Annotated in this window: 15 protein-coding genes and 1 pseudogene; 5 read left to right on the top strand and 11 right to left on the bottom strand. The window is 58.7% G+C overall.

Going from position 1 to position 15,180, the window contains the following annotated elements:
- The first annotated feature begins 17 nt into the window (after positions 1–17).
- Positions 18–668 (top strand): LON peptidase substrate-binding domain-containing protein, encoded by a 651-nt coding sequence (locus tag B4O97_RS00845; RefSeq protein WP_083047361.1) that lies wholly within the window; start codon positions 18–20, stop codon positions 666–668.
- A gap of 6 nt (positions 669–674) precedes the next feature.
- Here the strand turns inward: B4O97_RS00845 and B4O97_RS00840 are convergent, their stop codons facing one another.
- The 6 genes from B4O97_RS00840 to B4O97_RS00815 all read right to left on the bottom strand — a co-directional run bounded on the left by B4O97_RS00840 (position 675) and on the right by B4O97_RS00815 (position 6,151).
- Positions 675–1,658, bottom strand: a complete 984-nt coding sequence (locus tag B4O97_RS00840; RefSeq protein ID WP_083047359.1) for a serine/threonine protein kinase — start codon at positions 1,656–1,658, stop codon at positions 675–677.
- On the bottom strand, positions 1,645–2,955 hold the full coding sequence (gene hflX, locus B4O97_RS00835; RefSeq protein WP_083047358.1) for a GTPase HflX: 1,311 nt from the start codon (positions 2,953–2,955) through the stop codon (positions 1,645–1,647). The genes B4O97_RS00840 and hflX overlap by 14 nt, the downstream gene beginning before the upstream one ends.
- Positions 2,956–2,988: 33 nt before the next feature.
- Positions 2,989–3,681, bottom strand: coding sequence for a uroporphyrinogen decarboxylase family protein (locus tag B4O97_RS00830; protein ID WP_083047356.1), 693 nt, complete (start codon positions 3,679–3,681; stop codon positions 2,989–2,991).
- The gene (locus B4O97_RS19725) at positions 3,681–4,037 is read right to left on the bottom strand and encodes a uroporphyrinogen decarboxylase/cobalamine-independent methonine synthase family protein (protein WP_083047354.1); all 357 of its coding nucleotides are present in this window, start codon (positions 4,035–4,037) and stop codon (positions 3,681–3,683) included. Before B4O97_RS19725 ends, B4O97_RS00830 begins: the two co-directional genes overlap by 1 nt.
- Before the next feature lie 116 nt (positions 4,038–4,153).
- The gene (locus B4O97_RS00820) at positions 4,154–4,594 is read right to left on the bottom strand and encodes a response regulator (RefSeq protein ID WP_083047352.1); all 441 of its coding nucleotides are present in this window, start codon (positions 4,592–4,594) and stop codon (positions 4,154–4,156) included.
- A gap of 75 nt (positions 4,595–4,669) precedes the next feature.
- Positions 4,670–6,151 (bottom strand): amidohydrolase, encoded by a 1,482-nt coding sequence (locus tag B4O97_RS00815; protein ID WP_083047350.1) that lies wholly within the window; start codon positions 6,149–6,151, stop codon positions 4,670–4,672.
- Between the two features lie 119 nt (positions 6,152–6,270).
- Between B4O97_RS00815 and B4O97_RS00810 the strand changes: the two genes are divergently transcribed.
- Genes B4O97_RS00810 through B4O97_RS00795 form a run of 4 tightly spaced genes read left to right on the top strand, consistent with a single transcriptional unit; the run spans position 6,271 to position 9,546 of the window.
- Positions 6,271–7,149 (top strand): SMP-30/gluconolactonase/LRE family protein, encoded by an 879-nt coding sequence (locus B4O97_RS00810; protein WP_083047348.1) that lies wholly within the window; start codon positions 6,271–6,273, stop codon positions 7,147–7,149.
- Between the two features lie 11 nt (positions 7,150–7,160).
- A complete protein-coding gene (locus B4O97_RS00805) occupies positions 7,161–8,387 on the top strand; it encodes a homocysteine biosynthesis protein (RefSeq protein WP_233142869.1) in 1,227 nt (408 codons plus the stop codon).
- Positions 8,387–8,797, top strand: a complete 411-nt coding sequence (locus tag B4O97_RS00800; RefSeq protein WP_083047346.1) for an NIL domain-containing protein — start codon at positions 8,387–8,389, stop codon at positions 8,795–8,797. Before B4O97_RS00805 ends, B4O97_RS00800 begins: the two co-directional genes overlap by 1 nt.
- A 44-nt stretch (positions 8,798–8,841) precedes the next feature.
- The gene (locus B4O97_RS00795; RefSeq protein WP_143305464.1) at positions 8,842–9,546 is read left to right on the top strand and encodes a UPF0280 family protein; all 705 of its coding nucleotides are present in this window, start codon (positions 8,842–8,844) and stop codon (positions 9,544–9,546) included.
- A 4-nt stretch (positions 9,547–9,550) separates the two neighbouring features.
- On the opposite strand, the pseudogene B4O97_RS00790 reads toward B4O97_RS00795, so the two are convergent.
- The 5 genes and pseudogenes from B4O97_RS00790 to B4O97_RS00770 all read right to left on the bottom strand — a co-directional run bounded on the left by B4O97_RS00790 (position 9,551) and on the right by B4O97_RS00770 (position 15,114).
- A pseudogene (locus B4O97_RS00790) lies at positions 9,551–10,176 on the bottom strand (Bax inhibitor-1/YccA family protein).
- 176 nt (positions 10,177–10,352) lie between these two features.
- Positions 10,353–11,105 carry a TylF/MycF/NovP-related O-methyltransferase gene (locus B4O97_RS00785; RefSeq protein ID WP_083047342.1) on the bottom strand — a complete coding sequence of 251 codons (753 nt, stop codon included), beginning with the start codon at positions 11,103–11,105 and terminating at the stop codon, positions 10,353–10,355.
- Positions 11,105–13,171 (bottom strand): NAD-dependent DNA ligase LigA, encoded by a 2,067-nt coding sequence (gene ligA, locus B4O97_RS00780; RefSeq protein ID WP_083047340.1) that lies wholly within the window; start codon positions 13,169–13,171, stop codon positions 11,105–11,107. Before ligA ends, B4O97_RS00785 begins: the two co-directional genes overlap by 1 nt.
- A gap of 29 nt (positions 13,172–13,200) precedes the next feature.
- Positions 13,201–14,568 (bottom strand): SPOR domain-containing protein, encoded by a 1,368-nt coding sequence (locus B4O97_RS00775; protein ID WP_083047338.1) that lies wholly within the window; start codon positions 14,566–14,568, stop codon positions 13,201–13,203.
- A gap of 15 nt (positions 14,569–14,583) precedes the next feature.
- The gene (locus tag B4O97_RS00770; protein ID WP_143305462.1) at positions 14,584–15,114 is read right to left on the bottom strand and encodes a hypothetical protein; all 531 of its coding nucleotides are present in this window, start codon (positions 15,112–15,114) and stop codon (positions 14,584–14,586) included.
- Positions 15,115–15,180 lie beyond the last annotated feature (66 nt).

Genomic DNA, 15,180 nt, shown 5'->3' with positions numbered 1-15,180 from the left:
AGAGGTAAAGAACAGGTATGGTACGAGTCCAGCGAATACCCCTTTTTCCCCTTAATCTGGTTCTGTTTCCCAACATGCCCCTGCCGCTGCACATCTTCGAACTGCGGTACCGGCGCATGATTCGCCGCTGTGTTGAAGACAAGGAGGAGTTCGGTGTAATTCTGCATACCGGAAAGGAGTTGACCCGGGTCGGCTGCACAGCGAAGGTCGAGGGCTTTCTCAAGGAATACGCGGACGGACGCTTCGACATCCTGTCCCTCGGGCATGAACGCTTTATGGTGCGCCGCTTCTTTGAAGACCAGTCCCACCTGGAGGCGGAGGTCCAGTTTTTCCGGGACCTTCCAGTATCTGCGCCGGAACTTCCGCGGCTTAAAGATCTCTCCAGCCGTGCGTCCGGGGGGCTCATGAGTCTTGCCGCCCTGGAGGAGTTCAACGTGGACGGAGAACTTCTTCAGAGCCTTGAACCGGAGGCGGTATCCCTTCTGATCTGCGGAACCGGGCTCTTCTCCCTGGAAGAAAAACAGACCCTCCTGGAAATGCAGAATACAAAGGAGCGCCTTGAACGGGGAGTACGGAGAATAGAAGATCGCCTCAAGCAGCGCCGGGCCGAGAAGAAGATCGAGGAGTTGCTGGGAGCTGAGATCGATTTTTCCAGCCTGATGAATTAGATCTGTCTATACCGCCGAAAGCCCCAGCCTGACCTGGTCCTTCAGGTCCTCCAGCTCCTTGGTCCAGTAGGCCTTGCTCCCCCATCCGGGAAAGTGTTTGAAAAAGCCTGCGTCCTTACGCTGCCGGGTACACCAGGCGCTGTAATGGAGGATCCGCATAAAGCGAAGGGCTTCTATCAGGTCCAGGGAGCGGCGGGGGAAGGATAAAAACTCCTCATAGCCCTCCACGAGCAGGTTGAGTTCCCGGGAGCACTCGTCCCGGCGGCCGGGCAGAAGGAGCCACAAATCCTGAACGGCGGGACCGACGGCCATATCGTCAAAATCAATCAGAAGAAGCCCCTCCCCCGGTCGGTCCAGGATGTTTCCCCGGTGGCAGTCCCCGTGAATCCGGTGATAGTCGAGACCCTCAAAAGCCGGGCTGATTCTTTCCACCGCCTCCAGGCAAAAATCCTCGAACTCCACCCGCAGATCCGGATGTACAAGGTCGGAAAGCTCCCGGATGTGGGACATGGTCGTTTCCTGCGGATGCAGCACCAGCCGGTGTTCAGCTTCCCGCTCGCCGGCCACCTGGTGAAGCCGACCAAGGAGCCTCCCCAGACGCAGCCACTCCTCTTCGCCCTCGGCATCGAAATTCCGCCCTCCCCGCTTCGGAAAAAGAGCAAAGAGATACTCCTCTTCGTTTCCTTCGTCATCCACGGCAATCACATCCTGGAGGGTATATCCCTCTTCGTCCGGGACAGGCACTACAACCGGAAGTTCCGCCTCGCGACAGTCCTCCAGGAACCGGTGCTCTTCGAGGATCGCCTCGTAGCTCCAGCGGCCGGGCCGATAGAATTTGGTAACGTACTCCCTGCCGTCATCGTCCCTGAGACCGTAGACCCGGTTTATATAGCTGGGAAAAGGGCTCAGGCTGCTTTCAAGAGAGAATCCCCAGGCCTGGGTCACCGCCTGAAGGACAAGCTCAGGGGTAAGCAGATCAAACCCGGACATTCTGATCCCTCCCGGTCCGAAACTCCTTCAGGAGTCCCCTGACCTTGTCGGGGACCCTGGCCACAAGCAGAATACCCTCTTCAGAGTACTCCTCCCTGCTCACCTTCCCGTTCCGGTGTACCAGGGCGACAAGATCGTGTCTGTCCGGGGGAATCAGAAATCGGTCCACCTCAAGGCCGTGGTAGAGCATCTTTTCCAGTGCCTCCGGCAGCTTATCAAGCCCTTCGCCGCTGCGGACGGAAAAGAACACGGCCCCGGGGTAACGGAGCATCAGGTGATCAAGGGTCTCCCTGTCGCAGGCGTCGGTCTTGTTGAAACAGGTAAGGACGGGCTTGTCCCCGGCGCCGATCTCCTTAAGGACCTGCCGGGTAACCGCCATATGGTCTTCCACCTCCGGGTTCGAGGCATCCAGGATATGGAGCAGGAAATCCGCCAGGACCGTCTCTTCCAGGGTCGACTTGAAGGCGTCCACCAGATCGTGGGGCAGCTTGCGGATAAAACCTACCGTATCGGTTAAAAGGAGTTCGTTTCCGCCCTCCAGCTTAATCCTGCGGGTTGTGGGATCCAGGGTGGCGAAGAGCTTGTCTTCGATCAGCAGATCCGCACCGGTCAGTTTGTGGAGCAGGGAGGATTTTCCCGCATTGGTGTACCCCACGATCGCCGCGGTGGGTACGGGCACCGATTCACGCTGTTTGCGCATGGTGCTGCGGTTCCGCCTGACCTGTTCCAGCTCCTCCTTCATGCGGGCGATCCTGCGAAGGACGATGCGCCGGTCGACCTCGAGCTGGGTCTCACCCTCGCCCCTGGTACCCCGGCTGCCTCCCCGCTGACGGCTCAGGTGAGTCCAGGCCCGGGTCAGCCGCGGCAGGGAGTACTCCATCCGGGCAAGACCCACCTGCAGCACCGCCTCCCTGGTTGAAGCCCGGGAGGCGAAGATATCCAGGATTACCTCATGCCGGTCGATAACGCAGCGCCTGCTCAAGGTTTCCCAGTTGCGCTGCTGGGAGGGAGAAAGATCCTCGTCGAAGATAATGCAGTCCACTTCCAGCTCTTCCGCCAGATCGGCAATCTCCTGAGCCTTTCCGCTGCCGAAGAGGTACCGCGATTTCGGCTCACGGACCGGGGCAATGAGGCCCTCCCGGACCTCCAGCCCCATGGTGTCCACCAGGCTCGCCAGTTCAGAAAGGGCGGCGGTACAGTCATGATCGCTCTGACCGGGAAAACGGGGAACAACAAGAAGGGCTGTTTCTGCATAGGTGGAAAGAATTCCTTCCGCCTCATGATCGCTGCGGTTCATCAGTGAAATATACAGGTGCGATGATCCCTCTGTCTACCGGAGCTGAATTTTCCCGCTGTTTGCGTCGGAAATCGCCCGGATAATCCCTCCCAGGGTCGATTCCGGGGTCCCCATGGAAACCCCTCCCCCCGCGGAGAGCAGAAAACGGGGGTTTCCGGCGTTCTGTTCAATACAGGAAACCGCGGCCTCATAGACCTCCTCTTCGCTCCCCTTTACCATGATGTCCAGGGGAGAGATATTGCCCATGAGCACAATCCTGTCTCCAACGAGCCTTCGAAGATCAGGTATGGGAACCTGATGCGAGAAATTGAACATATCTATTCCCAGGTCCGTAAGAAACCTGAAGGATACGGGGTTGGGGGTATCGTTATGGAGAACCTTTATCTTTGCCGGCAGGGAAAAGATCTCCCTGAAATAGTCATGGGCAAACTCCAGATAATCCTCTTCGCAGAGAAAACCCATAATGTCGTCCAGAACAAATATACCCCGGACTTCCGGGAGAACCTCAGCCTGGGCTTCGAGCCACTGTATTACCGTTTTTGTCGTCATCTTCAGAAGACGATGGGTCAGCTCCGGCTCTGTTTTCAGCCCGATCAGGAAGTTGGTCACCCCCATAAGATGGGACGCCAGGGTCATGGGTCCCCGGGCGGCGATCACGTTGATCTCCATACCCTCCGCCCTGACCAGGGGAAGAAGCTCCCGGTAGCGTTTTAGAATATCCGGCATCAGTCCGTCCCTGGCGGGATTTGCGGTTTGAGGCGGTCGACCTCGCTGATATCCTCGATTATATGTTTGATGGTGGGAGGCTGATTGTCGTAATACTCAACGGGAGTACCATAGCCTGAAGGTTCGGCGGCCATTCCCATCTCCACCCAGAACCCCGGGAAAAAGATAATCTCCGGGTACTTCCGGATTATCTCCATGTTCGATCGGAAATGAAGTTCCGGGTTCTTCAGGTATTCGGCGGTGGAAATATTCAGGAACGGGGGAATCCAGGGGCTGTCGACAATCAATGCAGCGTTTACATTCTTCTCTTTACCCTGGACCAGTCTCTCCAGGGTGTTCCATTGTTCAGGTAACATTCCGGTATCTCCTTTACTGGTACTGATGATTCAGCGGTACCAGTATGGGGCCGGGACAGTCACCTGTAAATAGACGGAAGTTACCAAAAAACTGAACAATTTTACTATTGCGGCCCTTACAGGCCCTGCAGAACCCTGCTTATCCGTTCAAGCACCTTTTTCCGGTCCAGGGGTTTCACAATATAGTTCTTTGCTCCAAGCATGAAGGACTTTTTTACCAGGTCCTGCTTTCCCAGGGCGCTGACCATGATGATTTTCGCATCCTTATCCAGCGCCATGATCCTCTCCAGGGCGGTAACCCCGTCCATCACCGGCATGGTGATATCCATGGTAACCAGATCGATGCCGCCCTTCTTCTCCTGATAGATTTCCAGGGCTTCCTTGCCGGTTCCGGCGGTTGCCACAACTTCAAAGCCCTCGGAGGTAAGAATCTGTCCGAGCTGCTTTTTTACAAACATGGAATCGTCCACTATCATGACCCGGTAGGGTTTGCCGTTGGGGCCGATCCCTTCGGGATCCTTCTGGTTTATGGAGGGAAAGTCCATCTTGGTTTTCAAATCATCTACCCCCGTTCCTGGATATGCACGCACCAGGGTGTCTGATTAATAATTCTAACGAAGGAGGCGAAAAATTCAAGTCCGTCCCCGCAGGAAGAGGAGTTTTCCTTCCTTTACCACCCCTTTTACGGCACTTTTTTCCCCCTCCCCGGGACCGGAGACAATACTCAGGTCGCATTCGTATCCTTCCCGGAGATATCCCTGCCGGTCATCCGAAGCGGTGAGCTTTGCTGCGTTTACGGTATAGAGACGGATCGCCTCGAAGGGAGAAAGCCTTTCGGCAGGGTTTGACAGCCGGGTCGCGGCCCGAATACCCCCCAGAGGATCCAGGGGCGTTATATACCAGTCGGAACCTCCCGTAAGCAGTACCCCCGCCCGGGCGAGGGAAGCGTAGCGGTTGCACCGGGCACGACCTTCCTTCCCCAGGTGTTTCTCGTACAATCCCCCTTCGCCTCCCCAGAGGGCGTCAAAGGCCGGTTGTACCGGAGCCGCTGCGGGCAGTCCCTCAAGGAGCTCGAGGCTCCTGTCGCTCACCATCTCGCAATGAATAATCTGATGATGAAGCGCTTTGGGATCTTCATCGTACACCCTTCTGAGCACCCCGGCTATCTGTTCCACCGCAGCCTCCCCTATGGCATGCACGCAGGCCTGAAGACCTTCCCTGTGGGCCTCCCGGACAAAACGGTACCAGAAGTCCTGGTCACGGTAGAGTGTTCCCCTGCTCTCCGGTTGGTCGGCGTAGGGTGCATTCAGGGCCGCCGTATGACTGCCGATGGAGCCGTCGCTCAGGAGACAGCCCCCCACCCGGGGGGATCCAAGCTCCAGGGCCCTGTTCACGTTGCTGATCTGGGGATAGGGAACAAAGTCGACGTCAAAGCGCTCCAGGTTGTCCCGAAGCAGGACGAAATGACGGGGGTCGCTCTCTCCGTCCCCCACCATGGTATGGACACGGGTCAATCCCGCCTTCAGGGCGATTCGAGAGGCCGCGTCGTAGGCGGAGAGGATTCCCTCCTCATCCACCATACTCTGAAACCAGGCGGAAGCCTCCCTGCTCAGCTCCCGGGTCAGGGGCAGTAACTGGGGAGCAGAACCGCTTTTCCAGGGGACCGCCCTGAGGGCGGCGCTGTTGACCATGCAGGAGTGGCCGTCAACCCGTTTGACGATAAGGGGGATATCCGGAACCGCCCTGTCCAGTTCAGTCAGGTTCGGAAAGCGTCCCTCGCGAATCCTGTGAACATCCAGGTTCCAGGCAAAGGCAAGCCCACCGAGAGGGCGGACTCCCGCCAGGGCCTCGATCACCTGCCTGAGGCTGCTGCAGCCTCCCAGGTCAAGGCAGAGGGAATAGAGACCTCCGTCGAAGGAATGGGTATGAGTATCGGTAAAGCCCGGGTATACCCATGCCCCGTCGAGATCGATTCGCTCAGCGTGCAGGTCGGCGGGAATCTCCCCGGACCGGCGATAGAGGCGGAGAATGGATCCCCCCTTCTCGAGGAGGGCGTCGTAATGGTCGTCCGGGGCTTCCATGGAACAGAAGCGGGCATTGGTAAATAATCTCATGCTGTGCTCTATAGTACTGTTCCTGCCGGACCGGGACAAGGCTGACCGTGTCCGTTCCAGGGAACCGGAACACCAATAAAGTCTTTGACAAGACGCCTGCAAGTTTCTACCATAGAGGGATGAAATACGCAGTACGTACCATTCTCGACGCCCGGGCGGAGCTTGCGGAGGGACCCTTCTGGGACGAAGAGGACCAGCATCTCTACTGGGTCAATATCAATGCCGGAGAGATCCATCGCTGTGATCCCTCTCCGGGTACGGATACCCTCGTTACAGCCGGCCAGAAGGTGGGAGCGGCGGTCCTCGACAGGGAGGGCAATTTTATCGCCGCCGGAGAAAAGGGATTCTTCCGCCTCTCCTCCGAAGGCGGCGACTCTGAGGAAATCGCCTCTCCCGAGACGGACAATCCGGACAGCCGCTTCAACGACGGCAAATGCGACCCCGCCGGAAGGTTCTGGGCCGGAACCATGTCCCTGAGCCGCACCACCGGTACGGCCGCCCTCTACTGTCTCGACGAGAAAGGGGCTGTAAGCCGCAGGGTGGAGGGGGTTACTGTCTCCAACGGCCTTGCCTGGGACCTGAAGCGCTCGCTGATGTTCTATATCGACACCCCCACAAAATGCGTGGTTGCCTTCTCCTGCAACATGGAAAACGGGGAGATATCCTCGCCGCGGATCGCCTTTTCCACCCCCCCGGAACTTGGAAGCCCCGACGGCATGACCATCGACGATGAAGGAATGCTCTGGATTGCCTTTTACCGGGGAGCCTGCGTCGCCAGGTGGAATCCGGAAAACGGGGAAATGATCGAACAGGTCGGAATCCCCGCACCCCATGTTACCTCCTGCTGCTTTGGCGGCAAAGATCGGGCGACCCTCTTCGTGACCACCGCCCGGCAGGGGATGGACCCTGAGGGGCTCAGGAAGTATCCTGAGGCGGGCGGAATCTTCGCCTTCGAGCCCGGTGTCAGCGGCGCTCCCGGTTATCGATACAGGGGATAAAAGGACAGGAAATGAAAAAACCAGAAGCTCAGAGACAGAATCAGCTGAAAAGCATCGACGATATCAACAGAAAGATCGAATCCCGCAAGGCCGTGGTAATGACCGCCGAAGAGGTTATCGCTTACGTGGAAAGGAAGGGCCTCCAGGAGGCGGCCCGGGAGATCGACGTGGTTACCACTGCCACCTTCGGTCCCATGTGCTCCTCCGGGGTATTCATGAACCTGGGGCACTCGAAACCCAAGATCCGCATAACCCAGGCCTGGATAGACGATGTGGAGGTCTATTCCGGAATCGCGGCGGTGGATCTGTACCTGGGCGCGACCCAGCTCCAGGTCAACGATCCCGCCAACCTCTACTATCCCGGGGAGTTTCGCTTCGGCGGCGGACATGTCATAGAAAAGCTCGTCCGGGGAGAAAAGGTACAGCTCTACGCCCGCTCCTACGGTACCGACGAGTACCCTTTACGGGAGCTTCGCAGTGAGTTCAGCCTGGCGGAAATAAACCAGGCGATCATGACGAATCCCAGGAACTGTTACCAGAACTACAACGCGGCGGTCAACTCCTCGGACAAGCTGATACACACCTACCTGGGAGCCCTGAAACCGGCCTACGGCTCCCTGGGTTACTCCTCCGCAGGACAGCTGAGCCCCCTTTTAAACGACCCCTGGTACCGTTCCATCGGTATCGGAAGCAAGGTATGGCTCGCGGGAGCGCCGGGAATCGTCTATGCCCCGGGGACCCAGCACAGTCCGGATGCCCCCAGGGGGGACACCGGCGTCCCCGTCGACGGGGCCGGGACCCTGGGACTTACCGGGGATCTCAAGCAGATGGACCCGGAGTTCGTGCGGGGGGTCTCAATCCGGGGCTACGGCGTCAGCCTGGCTCTGGGGGTGGCCATTCCCATACCCATCACCGGTCCGGAGGTGCTCAAAGGCTGTACCGTACGGGACGAGGATATCATGGCCCCGGTAATCGACTATGCCGTGGATTACCCGAAGAATACCGGCAAGGTTCTGACCCATGTCAGCTACGCCGATCTGCGCCGGGGAGAGGTCCGGCTCTTCGGACGAAGTGTTGAGACCGGAAGCCTCTCCTCCTATGCAAAGGCCCTGAAGGCGGCGAACCTTCTGGCCGACCAGATCAGAGCCGGAGATTTTACCGTCAACACCCCGGCTGCCCCGCTTCCGGCCACGGGCAGCTCATCCCCAATGCCCGCAGCCCTGCAGGGAGTACGCTGATGACAACCAAGCGCCTGATGCTCTATTTTCCCCGGTGCGAGACGGAAAAACCCATCGTCTACCACCTGGTAAAGGACTACGACCTTATCATCAACATTTTCCGGGCGAAGGTGACCCCCGACGAAGAGGGCTTCCTTGTTCTGGACCTGACCGGTTCCGACGAGGACATCGCCCGGGGAATCGACTGGGTACGGGAGCTCAACATCGAGGTCCGGGAACACCAGAAGGGCCTCCGCTGGGATGAATCCCTCTGCGTCTCCTGCGGAAACTGCATTCCCCACTGTCCCACCGGGGCCCTCCATTTCAACGGCGAGCCGGGCCGGGAGGTGGTTTTCGATGATTCAAAATGCGTTGAATGCCTGAGCTGCATCGAGAACTGCCCCTACGGAGCCTGTTCCTCCATAATCTGATGCACGAGTTTATCGAGTTCCGCCACCGGGAGGCGGCCTTTATAGTGGCAACTGAACGTTTCGATATCGTTAAAGCCGCGGTTAAAGGAATCCGCCGGGAGTTGGCCGCCTATATCGATGCGTTTCCGGATTTTCTGCGGGCCATGGCCCCCCTGGAAGAGCTGCCCGGGGAGCCCCCGGAGGCGGTACGGCGCATGCACAAAGCCTCCCTCCTGGTCGGCGTCGGCCCCATGGCCGCGGTAGCCGGTACGGTGGCCCAGATGGCCGCCGAAGCCGCCAGAACTGAAGGCTGCCGGGATACGATAATCAACAACGGCGGGGATATCTTTCTGCATGTACGGGAGGAGGCCTATATCGGCCTGTACGGAGGGGAAAGCGCCCTCTCCGGGAGGGTGGCCTTCAAGATTTCTCCGGAAGAGACTCCCCTTGCCCTCTGCTCATCATCCTCAAAAATGGGACACTCCCTCTCCCTGGGAAACTGCAGCCTGGCCACCGTATCAGCCGGGGACGCATCCCTGGCGGATGCCGCAGCTACCCTGGCGGGAAACCTGAGCAGAGACCCGGCGAGTGCACGGGAAGCCGCGGAACGTATCGCAGGGCTTCCGGGGGTACGGGGAGTACTTATACTGATCGATGACTCCGTCGCCATGGCCGGAGAGCTGCCGGAACTCGTGCCCTGCGACGACAGCCGGATACGGGCACGGGTTCTGCGGCACCCCTTAAGCCACAGCAGCCGCGACGGCTGCTGAAGGGTCAGTCCCTGCGGCCGAAGATGCGCAGGAAAAAGAGAAAGAGATTGATAAAATCGAGGTAGAGCTTCAGGGCTCCCATAATGGAGAGCTTTATATAGCCCGCCTCGTCGATGGAAGAACCGAACTGCCGGTTCCAGCTCTTGATCATCTGGGTGTCGTAGGCAGTAAGCCCCAGAAAAAGAGCCACACCCACCAGGCTGATGAGCAGCGAGAAGCTGTCGGAGCGGAAGAACATGTTGGCTACCATGGCGATGATCAGCCCGATAAGCCCCATAAAGAGGTAGTTGCCGATGGACGACAGGTCCCGTCGGGTGGTGGTGGCCCAGAGGCTCATTCCTGCAAAGGTACCGCCTGCCACGAAAAGGCCTGGGCGATGCTCTGCCCGGTATAGGCGAGGAATATCACCGACAGGGTAACACCGTTCAGGGCGGCGTATCCGGCGAATCCGAGGGTTGCGGCGGTGGCGCTCATCTGCATGAGCCGGGCGGAGAGGAACATTACCAGGACCAGCTCCCCAATTATTGCCCCGTAAAACAGGAGGGGATTGCGGACCAGGGACATGACCAGGTTTGGATTGGAGGCCATACCGAGGCTGATAACCCCGGTAAGCCCAAGACCAAGGGTCATCCAGACATAGACATTGCGCAGGATGCTCTGCTCCCGCACCTGGGCGTTCTGAAGTATTTGTTCACGAGTCATCTGTGAGGTCTCCTTATTCTGTTGTCAAAAATATACTGTATGGGCACCTGTACTATATGTGCCCGTGTATAAAATCCTGAAAAAGCGGGGGATCGTCAAGGGGCTTAATGCTTTATCCCCATACGGCCGGTATAATCCAGCCGGGAGAGCAGAATCCCCGGAACCTCAGGACGGGAAAAGTACTCGTCCACCGCCCTGCGGGCCCCTTCAAAGTGGCCGTAGTCGTCGATAATCAGCACCCCCCCGGGGGAAAGCAGGGGGTACAGAAGCTCCAGTTCCAGCAGGGTGGAGGCGTACCAGTCGGTATCAAGGCGCAGCAGGGCGATCCCTTCGGGCCGGTCGGCAGCCAGGGTCTCCGCCACGTCCCCGGGAATGGTGAGTATCTTTTCCGCCGGGTAATTCATCAGGCCAAGATTCGCCCGGACCTCGTCCAGCCCCACGGCCCAGGAATCGAGGGCGTGGCTCTGCCATTTCTCTTTTACCGGCCGCCGGTTCCAGGCGATGATGTCCTCATCCCCCGGTTCCGGCATTCCGGTAAAGGTATCGTAGAGCCTGATGGTCCTTGCTGCAGCTCCGAGCTCCTGCAGGGCCCCCATCATGAGCATGCAGCTGCCCCCCTTCCAGACGCCGCACTCCACGAAATCCCCGGGGATATTCCGCTCCTCAAGATACCGTACCGCCTGGTAGAGGCCGTATCCCCGTTCCATGCCGGTCATGGTAAAGGACTCCACCCGTTTCCAGAGCTGCCTGAAGGATTCCTCCATATCGATCCTGAACCGGTCGTTGGGAATCACTCCGTATCCTTCGGCTTCAAGAAGGGTTTTGAGATTTTCCCGCTCTGCAAAGGAGAGGGCCATCAGGATTCCCTCTCCGGTCCCAGGAGTTTCAGGAACTCATCCTCGTCGACAATCCGGATTCCCAGCTCCCGGGCCTTCTTCAGCTTGCTTCCGGCACCCTCCCCGGCAAGAAGATGGCTTACAGAGCCCGTAATGGAACCCACAGCCCGGCCTCCCCTGAGTTTGACCTCTTCCATGGCCTTTGAACGAGGTTTGAAGTTTTCAAAGCTCCCGGTAACGCACCAGACCTGGCCTTCGAAGATCCGGGGCAGCTGCCGATGGGTTTCCGTTTCTTCTTCACGGAAATTCAGTCCTGCTCTGCGGAGGGCATCGATCTGTCCCCGGATTTCCGGGTCCCGGAGACTCTCGAGAATCGAGGCCGCCGTTTTTTCGCCGATGCCGTGAATTTCCGCCAGTCTTTCCTCCTGCCTGTTATCCGCAGCCTCGAGGAGGGAGTCGATATCCCGAAAGCCTGCCTCTATCAGCAGCTCCGCGGCCTTCTGCCCCAGGTCCGGAATCCCCAGGCTGGGGAGAACGATCCTGAACGGGCGCTTTTTACTCTCTTCAATTCCCCGGCGTATAAGGTCGATCTTTTTCTCGCCGAAACCGGGAAGCCCGTTCAGCTTTTCGGTTTCGAAGGTGTAGAGATCCTCGATCCCGGCGACAAGGCCCTCGTCCATCAGAACGGCGGCGGTTTCCGGCCCCAGCCCGTCGATGTCCATCTGGTCCCGGGCAATAAAGAAGTTGATCCTTCCCCGTACCTGGTCGGGGCAGCGCCGGTTGGTACAGAAGTGGTGGGCCCCCCGGAGACTCAAGTCCTCCCCGCAGGAGGGACAGGTTTCGGGCATCGCCCATACGGGGGCGGAGGATTCACCCTTTTCTATCACCTTCTCCACCGCGGGAATAACGTCTCCCCGTTTGGAAACCGCCACCTGGTCTCCCGCGGACAGCTCAAGGGCTTCGATGTACTGCTGATTGTGCAGGGTAACGTTGGAGACCGTGGATCCTCCGATTCTGACCGGCTTTATTCTGGCCACCGGGGTAATTCTCCCGGTACGGCCGACCTGGACATCGATGCTTTCCACGGTGCTTACAGCCTGGGGGGACTCGAACTTGTAGGCGATGGCCCAGCGGGGATGGTGACCGGTATAGCCGAGACGCTCCCGGGGGGCAAGCTCGTTCACCTTGATCACCAGACCGTCGATTTCATAGCCAAGACCGCTCCGCCCCCGGTTCATGCGTTCCAGGAAAGGGCCCACTGCTTCAAGGGGTCCTGAAGAGAACTCAAGTCCGCTGCCGGTACGGAAAACCGGGCCTTCACAGGCGGACCCGAAAATCCCCAGCCGGGGATTGACCTTGAAACCGAGGCTCAGCAGGTAATCCAGGACAAGGTGGTGCTGATCGAAGGGCTCTTCTTCGCTGCCGGACATATAGCCTTCGTAGACGAAGATTTCCAGGGGCACCCGGGCAACCTCGCTGCTCTTCTTGCGCCGCAGGGTGCCCGCCGCCAGGTTGCGGGGATTCGCGAAGGGAACCTCCTGCTCGGCGTTGATCTCGTCAAAACGGTCCAGGGGCAGAAAAACCTCTCCCCGGACGGCGATGGAGACGGGCTGCGAAAGCCGCAGAGGTACCGAGCGGATTGTGCGGATATTGGCGCTTACATCGTTGCCCACCCGGCCGTTACCCCGGGTAACTCCCCTGGCCAGGACCCCGTTCTCGTAATAAAGAACGATGGAGGCCCCGTCGATCTTCTCCTCCACGACGAAGGAGAGCTCTTCCTCGGCATTTTTCGCGGTCTTGGCTACCCAGGCATCCACCTCCGCAGCGCTGTAGGCCTTGTCGAGACTCAGGACGGGAATGGTATGCTCGACCTCCGGGAGTTCTGCGGAAAGATCGCTTCCCACCCTGAGGGTGGGAGAATCCGGCTTTTTGAGTTCGGGATGCTTCTTTTCGAGCTCCTGAAGACGATCAAAAACCCGGTCGTACTCGGTATCGGAGACCGAGGGCCGGGCCAGCTGGTAATATTCGTGCTGCCATGCAAGCAGCTTTTCCGATAACGAGTCTATTTCCTGTTTCGGGTCCGGCATCAGTCTCTCTTGTTCTCCGGTTTATTCTGTCAGTACCCTTTGCGGATAAAGGCGTCCCGAAACCCCCTGGCCCTGAAGTTCATCAGGAGGGCTCCGCTTTCATCCGGCGATAAGGGACCGACCAGAACCTTATAATAGGCGTTATCCTGATTCAATACCAGCACCGGATAGGTACCTTTAAAACGTGCCGCCGTGGATTCGGCGCTTACCGGCGAGGTGTAGACCCCCAGCTGAAGATAGAGGGAGTCGGGTTCAACCTGAAGAGCCGTGGGCACATCCAGGGTTTCGACCTCTTCCTTTTCAGCCTGGACCAAGGCCTTCGACTCCTCCCCTTCAGAGGGTTCAGGCGGCCGGGCTTCCGCGGGTTCCAGCACCACCACGGTCTCGCCCTGAGGCTCCTCCGCAGGTGCGGCGGCCATCTCTTCTTCCGCGGGCTCCTCTTCAGCTTCCAGCCGGGGTTCCTCGATCAGCCGTGGAACGGCGGCAACGAAGCTCTCCTCTTCTCCGTTGTAGGGGGGCTGAGGCAGGGGAAACTGCTCGGCAATGGCGGCTTCCCGTTCAGCAGCCTCGGAAGGTACCGGGAGCTCGCCCAGTGCGAGTTCCTCCTCGCCGGGAGCCGCACCGTAGAGGTTGTCCGTTATTCCCATTGCGACTGCCTGGTCCTTCAGCTCCGGTTCGGCCAGGGGAAGATCCGGGACATCCTCTTCCGGGGCGGTGGCCACGAGCTCTTCAACACGAGGTCCTTCGTCCAGTTCGGCAGTTTCGGTCAATTCAGGGGCCTCAGGTTCAGGCTCCGGCTCCACTGCGATGTCCGCCACCACCGCCGGAGGCGCTTCAGCTGCTGCTTCGGGTTCAGGTCGGGCCGGGGACTCTTCTGTATCCCCGGTCTCTTCCGGTTCCGGCGGAACAACAGCCAGGGCTGCCGGGGGAACAGGCGCTGTCCCGGGTGCAGCCTCTGTAGCCGCGTAGCGGTCCAGGAAGGAGAGCTCATCCTCCGCACCGGGGTTGATATCCGGGTCGGGATGATAGGGACGGTCCTTGTCCTCTATGGAAAGACGCCGTGAGTTATCCGCCAGTTGTACCCGGGACCGGACGATCTGGTCATCCTCGATGCCGAGATTCTCGGCAGCCTCCCGGGAAAGAAGCAGAAACAGCCCCGGATCATCCAGACGATCGACAATGAGAACGGTGGCGGACATACCTGTCTCCAGGTTCTCCACCTCCACCAGGGTATTCCGGGGAAAGGAATTGGAGGCCCCGTAGAGCCCCGAGGAAGGAAACTCCCCATAGCGTCCCATGGCGGTGGTACCCTCCCATTCGGACTGAGAAAAAAGGGAAAAGGAAATCAGAGAGAATAATATGCTGAATATAAGAACTTTAGCTGTCGTCCTGATCATACATTTGTCTCCTCATCATACATCGCCGGCCTCCCCGTTTCCCTGACGCCGCAGCATCGAAACCGCATGATCGGCGATGGCACTGCCAAGGGCTGTACTGAGTTCTTCCGGACCGGCATCCTCACGGTTCCTGACATCCCCGGGGGAAAGGCTCCCCTGGGTCAGCAGCGTATCCTGCATAACATCATAAAGACGATACTGCGCCGAAGGGGCATTCAGTTGTTCCTCGTCTGTTTCAGGCTCTTCGTAAAGCAGATCGATCTCCAGTAAAAAGAGGGCTCCGCCGCTTTTTGCCATCCTCATGGAGAGTCTGTCGGAAGGCCCCTTCAACCTGGGATTCCCGGCAACCACTCCGGCATTGAACACAATGTGTCCTGCGTCGAAGAGCGCCGCCATTGCTCCGTCCTCCACGGCCGACTGCAGTTCCATCACCGACAGACGTTCAGGATCCAGGGAATTGGTGGTGAAAATAAGAACCGCATCACTGTAAAGAGCAGCCCCGCAGAAGACAAGAACTAACACGATGCCTGGCAAACGACGAACCATGGATACCTCCGGTTCTAGTATCGACTGCTTTTTTTCCGACTTGATCGCTTTTCCATATCCGTGGTA

Source organism: Marispirochaeta aestuarii (genome assembly GCF_002087085.1).
Classification (GTDB): domain Bacteria; phylum Spirochaetota; class Spirochaetia; order JC444; family Marispirochaetaceae; genus Marispirochaeta; species Marispirochaeta aestuarii.
Note: the sequence above shows the minus strand (reverse complement) of the source record. Positions and strands in the feature narration are given on the sequence as shown.